The sequence below is a fragment of the Oceanobacillus locisalsi genome, from assembly GCF_042675985.1.
Classification (GTDB): Bacteria; Bacillota; Bacilli; order Bacillales; family Amphibacillaceae; genus Oceanobacillus; species Oceanobacillus locisalsi.
The window spans coordinates 25,204-38,551 of record NZ_JBHTKK010000015.1 but is presented as its reverse complement, the minus strand read 5'-3'; the positions used below and the strand labels follow the sequence as shown (position 1 = coordinate 38,551).

The window sequence follows — 13,348 nt, the reverse complement described above, 5'->3', positions numbered from 1 at the left end:
ATTTTCCATTTGGCAGGTGCATTTTTGTTTTCTGGATTTTAAAAAGCAAGCTGTGCAGCTGGCCAAAAGCCGACTGTACAGCTTGCTTTAAAATTCCGTTGAAACGCGTTTATTTTTCTGTATCCGTATGTTCAATTGTGATAGATTTTGGTTTTCTGGCGTCTCTTTGTTTATTTAAATCTTCTGTGGAAGCCCGCATAAACGACCATGCCAGCAGAATCATAATAAAGATAACCGGGAATCCGGCAACAATACTGGCAGTCTGTAATGTTTCCAGTCCGCCGATAAACATTAACGCCATTGGTAAAATCATCAATACAAACGCCCAGAAAATACGATGCCAACGCATTGGTTCTCCGCCGGCAAGTCTTTTTTGAGCAACAGCAGCTAATATATAGGATGCTGAATCAAAAGTGGTTGCCAGGAAGATAATGGCGAGTATTGTAAAGACAGGGATGATGAACCAGGAAATCGGCAATTGATCCAAAATAGCAATAATCGCAGCCGGAGCCCCATATTCATTCATGAAGCCGATGACATCAAAACCGCCGGAAAGCTGCAGGTAAAGTCCATAATTACCTAAGATTCCAAAGAATAATACACAGCCGAGTGTCCCATAAATTAATGTACCGAGCACCATTTCTTTAATGGTTCGTCCACGTGAAATTCTTGCTACAAAGAGCCCGACGAATGGCGCATAAACAACCCACCATGCCCAGTAGAAGACAGTCCAGGATTCCGGAAATCCGGTTTCTTCAAATCCGTCAACGGATGCAAGGGGTTCGAGCCAAGTTGCCATAGAGAAGATGTTGTTAATAATACGTCCGAGACTTGTGAAGGTCATTTCGCTGATAAATAAAGTTGGCCCAAAAATAAATACGAATCCTAAGATAAATAGCACAAGCCATATATTTAAATCGCTAAGTACTTTAATTCCTTTCTGAATACCGGAATAAGAGCTCACGGCAAAGATGGCTGTACAAATCAGCATAATGATGGCCTGCATACCCAGAGACACGGGAATTCCGGTGGTATGATTAATTCCTTCCGCAATCATCGGTGTCCCTAAAGCCAAGGTTGTTCCTGCCCCGCCGAGTAAACCGAAAATAAATAATACATCAATGAGTGTACCAAGCGGTCCATCTGCGTATTTTCCAATGACCGGCCGGGAAGCTTCACTAATTTTAAGAACCGGTTTTTTCCGGACATAATAGAAATAAGCGATTGGTAAAGCGGGTAATGTATATAACGCCCACGCAACGGGTCCCCAGTGAAACATACCATAACTTGCAGCCCAGTTGATTGCTTCTTCCGATTCAGGGGTAACTCCGAACGGCGGCCCTTCATAATAATATGCCCATTCGATCATTCCCCAATATAATATGCTGGAGCCGATACCGGCTGAGAATAACATTGCTGCCCATGAAAACGTTCCGAATTCTTTTTTTGTGCTTCTTTCCCCGAGTTTGATGTTCCCGTTTTTACTGAAAGATACATATAGCAAAAATATAAGGACGCCAAGTCCCAATAGTAAATAAAAAATACCGAAATTCCCTGTGACGAATGCATTTGCCTGATTAATAACGGATGATCCTGCTTCTGGAAACAGAATTAAAGGAATGACAACACTAAGCAAAATTACTAACGCCAATATGAAAGTTGGCCAATCTATTAAACGTTTATTCATTTTTACATCTCCTTATTTTTATGTCGAATCCTCTGTTATTGTTGATGTGAAAACGATTTCTAACATTTTTCTAAATATTTTTATAACTTTTGGTTATATTTTTATTCATTCCCTATTTATTCGTTTTCAAACGCTTTTAAAGGGACTGTGCTGCTTTTTCTTCTACCTGGATAAGTTATAAATGTTTAGCATAGAAGGAAAAGAAATGGACGCTTTATCTAAGTGCTAAAGCTAATTCCCGGGTAAGTATTTGTTTATCTTGGGATACAAGCAGAATATTGCTTCTCCTGTGCCGGAAGAGCAGCAAATAATGTGTTATAGTGTCTCCTATACAGGTCGAATATTATAGAATTTGGGCGATGGAAAACGATACGTTTCATACTAACATATTAGAGAATAATATCAAGGTTAGGGATAAACCTATTTTTTAATCATAATAGGAAAATGGAAAATCTTTTTAGAAGGATTTTACCTTTTCTTCGCATAATGATAATCTATAACCATAAGGGAATCCGTTCGTTTTAACTTATAGATGCGTGGTCTAACTCCACCGTCTTTAGACGGTATCCGCTTTTAGCCTTATCTTTTTTGTCCATACTAACAGATGAGGTGATAGTATGGACGGATACAGAAAAACCAGCCACGCAGTATATGATATCAAGTATCATGTTATATGGGTAACCAAGTATAGATATAAGGTGTTACAAGGTCATATAGCAGTAAGAGCAAGGGAATTGATTAGGCAAGGTTGTGAAGCAAGAGGAATAACCATCTTGCAAGGTAGCGTTGGAAAAGATCATATCCATTTATTATTATCTTGTCCTCCAAGTATTGCTCCAAGTAAAATCATGCAATATCTAAAAGGAAGGTCATCCAGATTATTACAGGATGAATTTCCGGAACTAAAGAAGCGATACTGGGGACAGCATTTGTGGGCAAGAGGATACTTTTGTGCCACAGTAGGAACAGTAACGGAAGAGATCATAAGAAATTATATAGCCAATCAATTCCATGAAAATAAGGACGATATATTCAAAATTGAAGAATGAGTTCAGTCTTATTTTGAATATGCTTCAGCTTAAGGTCTTTAAGCAGGACTTCAGCCTGAAGAGCGACTTTAGTCGCCGACATTTATGTCCAAATCCACCTGCTTTAGCAGGTGGTCGTTTAAAACGTTATGAAAAGGTTTTACGGGCGCTAACTGCCACTAAATGAAATTTCGTTTCATGACGCAGGGAAGGAGTGTAAAAATGCAGTTTCATGAATATAAGAACTATGACGCAGTCGGATTGGCAGAACTCATCAAGAAAAAAGATGTCCGGCCGTCTGAATTAGTAGAAGTTGCTTTTAAGCAGCTTCATCAGGTGAATCCGGCGTTAAATATCACAACACATCACCGGGAACAGGCGGTTAAAAAAGAAGCAGATCGTTTTCCTGTTCAGGGAGGCGCTTTTTCAGGTGTTCCGATTTTAATGAAAAATCTTTCTCAGGCTGTTGAAGGGGAAAAGCTGACTTCAGGTTCTAAGTTGTTACAAACGCAAGTGCAAAAGCAAGATACTTATTTTGTGAAAAGGTTTCGGGAAGCAGGCTTTTTGTTTATGGGACATACCAACAGCCCAGAGTTTGGTTTGAAAAATATTACAGAGCCAAAACACTATGGTCCGACCCGAAATCCGTGGAATCCGTCCTATTCTCCAGGCGGGTCAAGCGGCGGTGCTGCAGCCGCCATTGCTTCTGGTGTTATTCCTGTCGCGGGGGCAAGCGATGGAGGCGGTTCTATCCGTATACCTGCCTCTTTCAGCGGGTTGGTCGGATTGAAGCCGACACGCGGAAGAACTTCAGTTGGTCCGGGAGCCGGCAGACAGTGGCAGGGGGCATCTATCCATTTTGTTTTAACAAAATCGGTGAGGGATAGTGCTGCAATGTTGGACCAATTACAGGTAGTAGAGCCTCATGCTGCTTTTCAGACACCTTTATTTGAAAACGGATACCAAAACAGTTTGTCTGAAATATTATCTAAACGGGTGCGGATTGCCTTTAGTACAGAATCTCCAGTAGGGACACATGTATCAGAGGATGCTAAAAAAGCGGTGCTGCAATTTGTGCGTTATCTGGAGCAAAGGGGACACTTGGTAGAAGAAAAGCAGCCGTCTGTAGATGGAGTACAATTAATGCGGGATTACTATGTGATGAACAGCGGGGAAATGAATGCGGTTGTACGTAGTTTGGAAAAAGCAATGGATGTTTCTTTGACGGCGGAAGATATGGAAATAGAACCCTGGCTGCTGCATCAAGCAGGGAAATCCCTGTCAGCTGCAGATTATACAGACAGCCTGGCTTCATGGGACCGGGCGGCAGAAATCATGTCCATCTTTCATCAGACCTATGATTTCTATATTACTCCGGCTGCTGCATTTCACGCTCCAAAAGTCGGGGAACTGACCATGACAGAGCAGCAGGAAAAGGCATTTAAAGAGAGAATGGCTGCGGAAAAGGACAAGCAGTCTATTATTTACGAGATGTTTTTACCAAGTTTAACGTATACACCGTTTTCGCAACTTGCAAATTTAACAGGACAGCCAGCTATTTCTCTTCCGCTTTATGTAACGGATGACGGTTTCCCCATTGGTGTTCAGGTGATGGCGAACAAAGGTGAAGAACATCGTCTCTTACAGCTTGCCTATGAAATGGAGCACAATGCTTTATGGAAGGGCATGCAGGGTAATCCTTATTTTCGATAATAGTTCCTCCCTTGAAGCAGTCTTCAGGGGAGGAATATTTAGCAGTTTGTTTTTGTCTGATCATTCGTAATTGTTTCTTATAGAGGATGTTCAAAAAGTCCAATAAAAATGACGCGGCGAATTTCTGCGTTGACTAGCAAATTCCAATACTCACGTATTATAAAACATACGCTCCGTTTGGAATTTGCTAGTCGCCTTGAACTTCTTGGTCCTATTTATCGGACTTTTTGAACACACACTTATATACATTTTTTATTTCGCAAAATGAAACCGCATACAAATTTCGTTCCATTAAAAGGGGGGATAATCGTGTTTTAAAAATTTCCGCTAGTATTACTTTTATTATTTGTTGGGAAAGGGTATTCATTGTCAATGAAACTATGTATAATAAAATTGATTTCTAGCCACTTCATTATCAGAATATTATTGTTTATAAAAAAGGAGTGACAATATGGGGAAAGAGAAGTCGAATGTATTTCAACGATTTTTAAACGTTGTAGAAGTAGTAGGAAATAAACTGCCGCATCCAGCCACTTTATTTGCGATTCTGGCATTTCTGGTTATCATTTTATCTGCGGCATTACAGCCATTTAATATAAGTGTAGAAAACCCAGGTGATCCAGGAGAAACAGTAGAAATTAAAAATCTTCTGAATGCGGAAGGAATTGAATATATCTTTGGAAGTATGACCGATAACTTCATTGGATTCGCACCGCTGGGCGTTGTACTTGTTACCATGCTTGGTATCGGCGTGGCAGAACGGACAGGTCTGATTAGTGCATTATTACGAGGTTTTGTTTTATCCATTCCGAACCGTTTTATCACGCTTGGTATTGTTTTTGCCGGCGTCATGTCCAGTGTAGCATCTGATGCAGGATATGTTGTCCTGCCTCCGCTAGGTGCATTGATTTTTGCTGCGCTCGGCCGTCACCCGTTAGCAGGTCTTGCTGCGGCATTTGCCGGGGTATCTGGCGGTTTTAGTGCGAACTTATTCGTATCTGGCACCGATGTGATGCTTGGTGAATTGACGATTGCGGGAGCTTCTATTATCGACCCGGCATATGCAGAGCAAATGAATATTGCCATGAACTGGCTCTTTATTGCTGTTTCTGTATTTCTACTTACGCTTGTTGGCGCTTGGGTAACAGAAAAAATTGTAGAACCGCGCTTGGGAGCTTATAAAGGAGAAGCGAACGAAGATATAAAAGGTATTACAGCAACAGAGAAAAAAGGACTTATCTGGACAGGTGTTTCGTTTGTTGTTTCTGTTATTTTAGCAGCTTTGCTGGTTATCCCACAGAATGCGCCATTGCGTGGAGAAGAAGCGGGAATGGACGGAATTATTATGTCTCCATTTATGGATTCGCTTGTTCCGATTATTGCATTGCTATTCTTAATACCAGGACTTGTCTATGGCTTGGTGACAAGAGAAATTAAAAGTGATAAAGATGTTGCTGCACAAATGAGCGATACAATGGCATCGATGGGTATGTTTATTGTACTTGCTTTTACAGCGGGGCAATTTGTTGCTTATTTTAATGAAACCAACATGGGACTCGTTATTGGCGTTTATGGAGCTGAATTCTTAGATAGTGTCAACTTTAGCGGTATTGGTTTAATTCTGCTATTTATTCTGATTGCTGCGATCATCAATATCTTTATTGGCAGTGCCTCCGCCAAGTGGGCGATGATGGCTCCTGTATTTGTTCCGATTATGATGCAGCTTGGCTATGCACCGGAATTTACACAGATGGCATATCGTATTGCGGATTCCGCAACCAATATCATCTCGCCGTTAATGACATACTTTGCGGTTATTATCGCCTTTGCACAGAAGTATGATAAGAAAATGGGAATCGGGACACTGGTATCTACGATGATTCCATATTCTATCTTCTTCCTGATAGCATGGACCATTATGCTTGTTGTTTGGATGTGGTTCGGTATTCCGCTCGGACCGAATGGACCGATTCATTATTAATCAATTAAAACCATGAAAAGTGTAACAGCTTTTTCATGGTTTTTTTGTTTCTTAATTAAGATACCATCAATCAAGTCTTATATCCTCTACACCATATTCCTTTTCATGAAATAAAAATCTTATCACTTGACCTAAAGTGGACATTAGGTATTAATATGACAACTAACAATAAAAAGGAGATGAAAAGTAATGACAAATAATTGGACACAAGAACAGCTTCGTACATTTTCAAAAGCCGATGATATGTATATCTCTCCATTTTATGATGATGGGAAAACCCCTGGAACACCAACCTGGATTTGGTCCGTTGTGGCAGATAATGAATTATATGTCAGGGCATATAATGGACAACACTCCAGATGGTATCAATCAGCAGTGAAACAAAGAGCAGGAAAAATACAATTAGCCGGTCAGGAATATGACGTCTTTTTCGAGCCGATCGAAAATGATACAACATTAACAGAAAAAATAAATCAGGCCTATAAAGAAAAATACGGTGACAGCAGGTATCTCCCACCTATGATTGATGAAGGACCGATAAGTGCTACCGTGAAAATTTCACCTAGAAACGAGTAAGGTTATAGGATCCTAAACAGCTACTACCTGAAAAGGCAAAAGCTGGATATATTTGTTTTTCTATTCCATTTGAAAATATTTGTTTATTTATTCGAGATTTTGATAATCAATCAAATTCCCTTATTCATCTGGGAAAGATAAATGATGGTGTAAAGCCATTATTAAATCATGGTAACGAATTTACCGCTATATTGAAGCAGAAATGAGTTTGACTGCGAAGAATAGATATTACAGCATTTCATTTTGCTAGTAGATGGAATAGGAAAAATACAAGTGGAAAGGAACGATTGAAATGGAATTAGAAAAACTTTTATCAAAAATGGCAGAAGAAGGTGTGATCCATGGCGGTTCAGAAGTTAATGAAGCGATGGTAGCAGTATCTGATGAGACCAGACGTTTATGTGCCATATTAAATAATGGCGTTTATACAAATGAAGAAATCAGAGAGCAGGTGTCTCGCATCATTGGACAAGAATTGGATGAAGGTTTTTCTTTATTTGTACCATTTACCTCTGATTTTGGAAAGAACTTGACCATCGGGAAAAATGTATTTATTAATTCGGGATGCCGCTTCCAAGATCAGGGACAAATCATTCTTGGAGATGAAAGCTTAATCGGCCATAATGTTGTTTTTGCGACCATCAATCATGATTATAATCCATCCAATCGAAGAACGATGTACCTTAAACCGATTGAATTGAAGAAACGGGCTTGGATTGGGTCGAATGCAACCATTCTGCTTGGTGTAACAATTGGTGAAAATTCTGTGGTTGCTGCTGGATCGGTCGTTACCAAGGATGTCCCGCCGAATACAATTGTCGGTGGTAATCCTGCAAAATTTCTATCAAATTTAGAGGATAAGATAAAGTAATCATCTCTATGGCAGGCAGAGGAAAATGAACTAAAACGTTAAGTCCCAGATAATTAATTGTTTATAGAGTTTATTTAATGTGGATTCGTGTTATTACAAGGATATACCCGATATTGGGATAAACAAATCAAGGAGGATTTATACATGGCAATTAAAGATAAAGTAGTCGTTATAACAGGTGCTTCTTCAGGAATTGGAGAAGCTACAGCGAGATTGTTAGCTTCAAAAGGAGCGAAATTGGTATTAGGCGCCCGCCGTGAAGAAAAATTACAAGAATTAGCGGAGTCTATTTCCAAAGATGGCGGGGAAGCTGTCTATCAAGTAACGGATGTTACAGACGTGGAAGATAATAAAAAAATAGTCGAACTGGCAAAAAGAGAATTTGGCAAAGTGGATGTCATCTTTTTAAATGCCGGCTTAATGCCAAATTCTCCATTATCTGCGCTGAAAAGCGATGAATGGAATCAAATGGTCGATGTTAACTTAAAAGGTGTTTTAAATGGCATTGAAGCTGTTCTTCCAGAATTTAAAGAGCAAAAATCCGGGCATGTGATTACCACCTCTTCTGTTGCAGGGCTCAAAGCTTATCCGGGCGGAGCGGTTTATGGCGCAACGAAATGGGCTGTCCGTGATCTGATGGAAGTATTGCGTATGGAATCTGCGCAAGAAGGAACGAATATAAGAACGGCTACCATTTATCCAGCTGCCATTAAATCGGAATTATTGGAAACCATCACGGATGAAGAAACAGCCAAAGGTGCCAATGATATGTATGATCAATATGAAATTGGTCCAGACCGTGTTGCCAATGTGGTTGCCTTTGCCATTGATCAGCCGGAAGATACCAATGTAAATGAATTTACGATTGGACCGACCATTCAGCCTTGGTAATCAGGAAAATGTGTTAAGCATATTTTACAAACAATCATTCAACCGATGATATTAGTTTAAAGTCCTTTGTAGAGATGATACAAAGGACTTTAAATTATAAAGGAGACGTACAAAATGGATACCATCCAATTAAATAACAAAGCAACCATGCCATTATTAGGGCTGGGAGTATTTCAAATACCGGATCAGGAATTATGTGAACAGACCGTTTCACACGCCTTGAATACCGGCTACCAGATGATTGATACAGCGGCCAGTTATGGCAATGAAAAAGCTGTCGGAAATGCAATAAAGCATAGCGGAGTTGCAAGAGAAGAAATATTTATTAGTTCCAAAGTTTGGATTCAAGATGCAGGATATGAGCAAACCATGAAATCATTTGAAAAAACACTTCAAAATCTGCAAACAGACTATCTTGATTTGTATTTAATTCATATGCCTTATGGAGATTATCATGGCAGCTGGAGAGCGATGGAAGAGCTGCATCGTTCTGAAAAAGTTAAAGCGATTGGTGTGTGCAATTTTCTGGAAGATCGTTTAGTAGATTTAGTATTAAGCCATGATATTATGCCCGCGGTCAATCAAATGGAAATGCACCCATTTTATCAACAAAAGGAACTTCGTGCTGTGATGCAAAAATATGATATAAAAATGATGGCTTGGGCTCCTTTTGCGGAAGGAAGTAATGGCATTTTTACAAATCAGGCTTTATCCGAAATCGGAGAAAAATATGGTAAAAGCCCGGCTCAGGTCATTCTAAGATGGTTAAGACAGAATCATGTAATCACGATTCCAAAATCCGTACGACTTGAACGGATGCAGGAAAACTTTAATGTGGATGATTTTGAACTAAGTAAGGAAGATATAAGTCAAATTGAAAAAATGGATCAGGACGAAAGCTTGATATTGGACATTCGAAGCCTGGATGAAGTTTATCGACTTCATGATATTCAATTTGAGCAATGAAATTTATATGTAATCAGATGAAGCATTAGTATGTTTACTGGCGGATATATCCTCTTGTATCAAGGATTACATCAGCCGGTAAATCTGCATGAAATGACATGGATGGAGGAAGAAAAAATGAAATATACTGTGGTTACCGGCGCGAGTTCGGGAATTGGATATGCCACTGCGCTGGCTTTTGCAGAGCGTGGTAAAAACCTTATCGTAGCTGCCTGAAGAGAAGAAAAGCTTGAACAATTAAAAAGTGAGATTAAGAAGATTAATTCAGATATAGACGTTGTAGTAAAAACAGTTGATTTATCAGCAACGGAAAATGTCCGTGCTTTTTATGAATCGTTGAATATATATACGTTGGAAACATGGATTAACTGTGCAGGGTTTGGAAATTTTTCTTCCGTAAAAGAACAAGATTTGGATAAAGTAGAATCCATGCTGCATGTAAATGTCGAAGCAGTAACGATTCTTTCTTCCCTGTTTGTGAGAGATTATGAAAATGTGGAAGGGACACAGCTTATTAATGTTTCATCAGCAGGCGGCTATATTATGATTTCAGATTTTGTCACTTATTCCGCAACAAAATTCTACGTAGGTGCCTTTACGGAAGGGCTGGCCGGAGAGTTGAAAAACAAAGGTTCCAAGATGCAGGCAAAGGTTCTTGCTCCAGCTGTGACTGAATCTGAATTTGAACTGCATTCTTTAGATGTAGAGGAATTTCAATATGAAGGACAAGTTTCGAAGTTCCATACGTCCAAAGAAATGGCTGATTTTATGTTAGAACTGTATGACAGCAATAAGGTTGTTGGTATTGTAGATGAATCTACTTATGATTTTCAACTGAAAGATCCAATTTTTCCATTCCGGGAATTTTAAGGTTGATAAAAATAATTTACTCAACTTTCGCACCTAAGAATAAGCATATAACCCTTGCTGTTCCAGGATGAATATGATCTCTATTATACTGCTTGCTTTTCGTTCAATCATTCTTCTATTTTTTGAACAGGATATGGTGTGTAGCTCCGCTCCGGCCAACCACTCCGCTTTCCATGGGGACGGCTTCAGCTAACTTGAAAAGAAGACCGCTTTTCAAGTGGATCTTCAGCTCGCCCTGTTCCCATAGGAGTCTACGTGGTTGGCCTGCGCTCTAATAGGATTCTACAGCGCATGGAAGAAATGACATCCTGATGAAGTGAGATGAAATAATCGCTTTTTAGCCTAAATAAACCATTATTCTGGTGTTTCAAATGGTTGATTTAACAGTTCAAATCATGACATCATGAATCGTTCATATCAAGAATAGCTTTCATTCATAGAAATGACTGATTCATGCACCACGAAAAATTTGTTCTTTCTGATTGAACTTTTATTTAGATCGCTGTCTCAAACAGCATCGAATACCCTGCTAGCGGAGGCGGACCGTTTTGACTCCTGAGGGATCAGCACCATCTGAAGATCCACTTTTGCCAAGTGTACTTCTTGGCAAAAGTTAGCTGAAGAGCGTGCCCCTAGGAAAGCAAAACGGTCCGCCGTAGCGGTCGCCTTACACTTTACCTTCAAATCTTTGTCAACAGCTGTACGGAAGAAACAATCAACCCCTGTTTCTATGGAATGTAAGTTACTTTTTTAAGTGCGAAAGTTGAGTAATTTAATATAGATTTTTCAGTGTGGAGGTGTTCTAAAATTTTTTGGAACAACCTCTTTTTTTATACCTTTACAGAAAGGGTAGAATAAAGAAAGAAGAAAATTAGGAGATGATAGGACAATGGAAATACGGATGTTAAGATATTTTTGGACTATTGCCGAAGAGGGAAGTATTTCAAAGGCCGCAGAACTTTTGCATATTACACAGCCTACCCTGAGCCGTCAGTTGAGAGAGTTGGAAGAAGAGCTGGGAACAGAGCTGTTTTATAGAGAGAAAAACCAATTGTATTTAACAGAAGCTGGTGTTTTTTTAAAGGATCGGGCAGAAGAAATCTTGTCTCTGACGGATAAAACAGAACAGGCATTTTTTGATCAAAAGAAGCAATTATTCAGCGGACACATCTCTATTGGCTGCGTGGAGGCGGATAATTCAGATACATTGGCGATGATGTTGGAAGAAATGGTCCGTGATTACCCGCAAGTAACATTTCATATCTTTAGCGGAACCAGTGATGACATTACGGAAAAGCTGGATAAAGGATTGATTGATCTCGCTATTTTGCTGGAGCCGATTGCATTGGATAAGTATGAGCGAATGACGTTGCCAAGGACTGAAAAATGGGGCATCCTGGTCTCCGGTGATTCCTTTTTAGCACAGAAAAAGCAAATGTACCCAGAAGATTTAATCGGGGTTCCTCTGCTCTGTTCCGGCAGACAAGAAGTACAGCAAATGATGGCCAATTGGATGGGGATACCTGTGGAGCACATGAATATTGCAGGCACTTTCAATTTAATTTTTAACGTCTTTTCTTTGGTGGAGAACAGAGTAGGGTCAGCTTTAGCGATAGAGGGAGCTGTGATAAATGGAAACGCTAAAAATGTAACATTTGTACCGCTGTCTCCAGAAATGAAGACAAAATGTGTTGTTGCTTGGAAAAAGAATCGCTCCTTCTCTCCGGTAGTCAATGAATTTATCAAACGGATGAAACATGCTTTTGAAGCATAAGCCTGTTTTCGGATAGGCATTAGCCGTAAAACAAATCTGGTAGTACCATATAAGTATAGATAAAAAACAATATCTATGGAACGTAACGGGGTGATTCATTGCCAATTATTATCTATTTTTCTCATAAAGATGAAAACATGGTTCATGGCGAAATGCAAAAAATTTCTAAAGGGAACACAGCTGTTGTCGCAGATAAAATTGCTGAACAATTGAATATCGAAGCAGTTGAACTGGCACCTTTGAAAAAATACCCCGAAAGCTATCAAGAAATGGTTGATATTGCAAAGAAAGAGAAGATGGAACAAGCAAGACCAGGATATTGTTTAGCTATTCCTGATTTATCGGACTATAATGAGATTATCATTGGATACCCTAACTGGTGGGGAACTTATCCGATGATCATCGCCAGTTTTTTAGAAGATTATGATTTATCCGGGAAGACATTATATCCTTTCTGTACGCATGAAGGCAGTGCTTTGGGCAGTAGTATGGATGATTTAAGGAAGAGCTGCCCTGGCGCATTGATTGAACAGGGGTTAGCGATTCATGGTTCGAAAGTGGAAATGGCAAAGAGAGCTGTGACGCATTGGATAACACGCTTAATATGAAATAAAACTAGTTGAAATAAAGCTTTTTTTATTAATAAAAAGGAGGAAACAGATCATGGCAAAACAAACCGCAGGTCGCGACCAATTAGGAGAATTTGCACCGAAATTTGCAGAATTAAATGATGATGTATTATTTGGAGAGGTCTGGTCACAAGAAGATAAACTATCTCCACGCGACCGGAGTATGATTACTTGCTCCAGCCTATTAACACAAGGTGCATTCCCGCAATTGGAAGCACATATGAATATGGCGAAACAAAATGGTGTTACCAAGGAAGAAATGTCGGAACTGATTACGCATTTGGCATTTTATACAGGATGGCCAAAAGCATGGTCTGCATTTAATATTGCCAAAGAAATTTATGGAGAATAATAAATAAAAC

The 13,348-nt window shown here is 39.5% G+C and carries 11 protein-coding genes and 2 pseudogenes; 12 read left to right on the top strand and 1 reads right to left on the bottom strand.

Features of this window, described 5'->3' with window-relative positions:
- Positions 1-109: 109 nt before the first annotated feature.
- Positions 110-1,687, bottom strand: coding sequence for a BCCT family transporter (locus tag ACFQ19_RS12560; RefSeq protein ID WP_379592577.1), 1,578 nt, complete (start codon positions 1,685-1,687; stop codon positions 110-112).
- Positions 1,688-2,304: 617 nt separating this feature from the next.
- Here ACFQ19_RS12560 and tnpA point away from each other — a divergent pair.
- From tnpA to ACFQ19_RS12500, 12 genes and pseudogenes are all read left to right on the top strand, one after another.
- Positions 2,305-2,736 (top strand): IS200/IS605 family transposase, encoded by a 432-nt coding sequence (gene tnpA / locus ACFQ19_RS12555; protein ID WP_379592575.1) that lies wholly within the window; start codon positions 2,305-2,307, stop codon positions 2,734-2,736.
- A 201-nt stretch (positions 2,737-2,937) separates the two neighbouring features.
- On the top strand, positions 2,938-4,428 hold the full coding sequence (locus tag ACFQ19_RS12550; protein ID WP_379592573.1) for an amidase family protein: 1,491 nt from the start codon (positions 2,938-2,940) through the stop codon (positions 4,426-4,428).
- Positions 4,429-4,879: 451 nt separating this feature from the next.
- Complete coding sequence (locus tag ACFQ19_RS12545; RefSeq protein WP_379592571.1) at positions 4,880-6,409, top strand: AbgT family transporter; 1,530 nt, start codon at positions 4,880-4,882, stop codon at positions 6,407-6,409.
- A gap of 189 nt (positions 6,410-6,598) precedes the next feature.
- Positions 6,599-6,985, top strand: a complete 387-nt coding sequence (locus tag ACFQ19_RS12540) for a DUF2255 family protein (protein WP_379592569.1) — start codon at positions 6,599-6,601, stop codon at positions 6,983-6,985.
- A 41-nt stretch (positions 6,986-7,026) separates the two neighbouring features.
- Positions 7,027-7,191: pseudogene (locus ACFQ19_RS12535) on the top strand (hypothetical protein); the annotation flags it as partial.
- An 86-nt stretch (positions 7,192-7,277) separates the two neighbouring features.
- Positions 7,278-7,856: a DapH/DapD/GlmU-related protein gene (locus ACFQ19_RS12530; RefSeq protein WP_379592567.1), complete on the top strand. Its 579-nt coding sequence runs from the start codon at positions 7,278-7,280 to the stop codon at positions 7,854-7,856.
- Between the two features lie 144 nt (positions 7,857-8,000).
- Positions 8,001-8,747 carry an SDR family oxidoreductase gene (locus ACFQ19_RS12525; RefSeq protein WP_379592565.1) on the top strand — a complete coding sequence of 249 codons (747 nt, stop codon included), beginning with the start codon at positions 8,001-8,003 and terminating at the stop codon, positions 8,745-8,747.
- Positions 8,748-8,861: 114 nt separating this feature from the next.
- The gene (locus tag ACFQ19_RS12520) at positions 8,862-9,713 is read left to right on the top strand and encodes an aldo/keto reductase (RefSeq protein ID WP_379592563.1); all 852 of its coding nucleotides are present in this window, start codon (positions 8,862-8,864) and stop codon (positions 9,711-9,713) included.
- Between the two features lie 117 nt (positions 9,714-9,830).
- A pseudogene (locus ACFQ19_RS12515) lies at positions 9,831-10,583 on the top strand (SDR family NAD(P)-dependent oxidoreductase).
- Between the two features lie 889 nt (positions 10,584-11,472).
- On the top strand, positions 11,473-12,357 hold the full coding sequence (locus ACFQ19_RS12510) for a LysR family transcriptional regulator (RefSeq protein ID WP_379592561.1): 885 nt from the start codon (positions 11,473-11,475) through the stop codon (positions 12,355-12,357).
- A 98-nt stretch (positions 12,358-12,455) separates the two neighbouring features.
- Positions 12,456-12,965 (top strand): flavodoxin, encoded by a 510-nt coding sequence (locus tag ACFQ19_RS12505; RefSeq protein ID WP_379592559.1) that lies wholly within the window; start codon positions 12,456-12,458, stop codon positions 12,963-12,965.
- 55 nt (positions 12,966-13,020) lie between these two features.
- A complete protein-coding gene (locus tag ACFQ19_RS12500; protein WP_379592557.1) occupies positions 13,021-13,338 on the top strand; it encodes a carboxymuconolactone decarboxylase family protein in 318 nt (105 codons plus the stop codon).
- The last annotated feature ends 10 nt before the right edge of the window (positions 13,339-13,348 follow it).

What these genes read in the sequence shown, in the direction of transcription:
- ACFQ19_RS12530 (WP_379592567.1), top strand. Translation starts at nt 7,278, where the DNA reads ATGGAATTAGAAAAACTTTTATCAAAAATGGCAGAAGAAGGTGTGATC.
- ACFQ19_RS12545 (WP_379592571.1), top strand. Translation starts at nt 4,880, where the DNA reads ATGGGGAAAGAGAAGTCGAATGTATTTCAACGATTTTTAAACGTTGTA.
- ACFQ19_RS12525 (WP_379592565.1), top strand. Translation starts at nt 8,001, where the DNA reads ATGGCAATTAAAGATAAAGTAGTCGTTATAACAGGTGCTTCTTCAGGA.
- ACFQ19_RS12540 (WP_379592569.1), top strand. Translation starts at nt 6,599, where the DNA reads ATGACAAATAATTGGACACAAGAACAGCTTCGTACATTTTCAAAAGCC.
- ACFQ19_RS12500 (WP_379592557.1), top strand. Translation starts at nt 13,021, where the DNA reads ATGGCAAAACAAACCGCAGGTCGCGACCAATTAGGAGAATTTGCACCG.
- ACFQ19_RS12550 (WP_379592573.1), top strand. Translation starts at nt 2,938, where the DNA reads ATGCAGTTTCATGAATATAAGAACTATGACGCAGTCGGATTGGCAGAA.
- ACFQ19_RS12520 (WP_379592563.1), top strand. Translation starts at nt 8,862, where the DNA reads ATGGATACCATCCAATTAAATAACAAAGCAACCATGCCATTATTAGGG.
- tnpA (WP_379592575.1), top strand. Translation starts at nt 2,305, where the DNA reads ATGGACGGATACAGAAAAACCAGCCACGCAGTATATGATATCAAGTAT.
- ACFQ19_RS12560 (WP_379592577.1), bottom strand. Translation starts at nt 1,687, where the DNA reads ATGAATAAACGTTTAATAGATTGGCCAACTTTCATATTGGCGTTAGTA.
- ACFQ19_RS12510 (WP_379592561.1), top strand. Translation starts at nt 11,473, where the DNA reads ATGGAAATACGGATGTTAAGATATTTTTGGACTATTGCCGAAGAGGGA.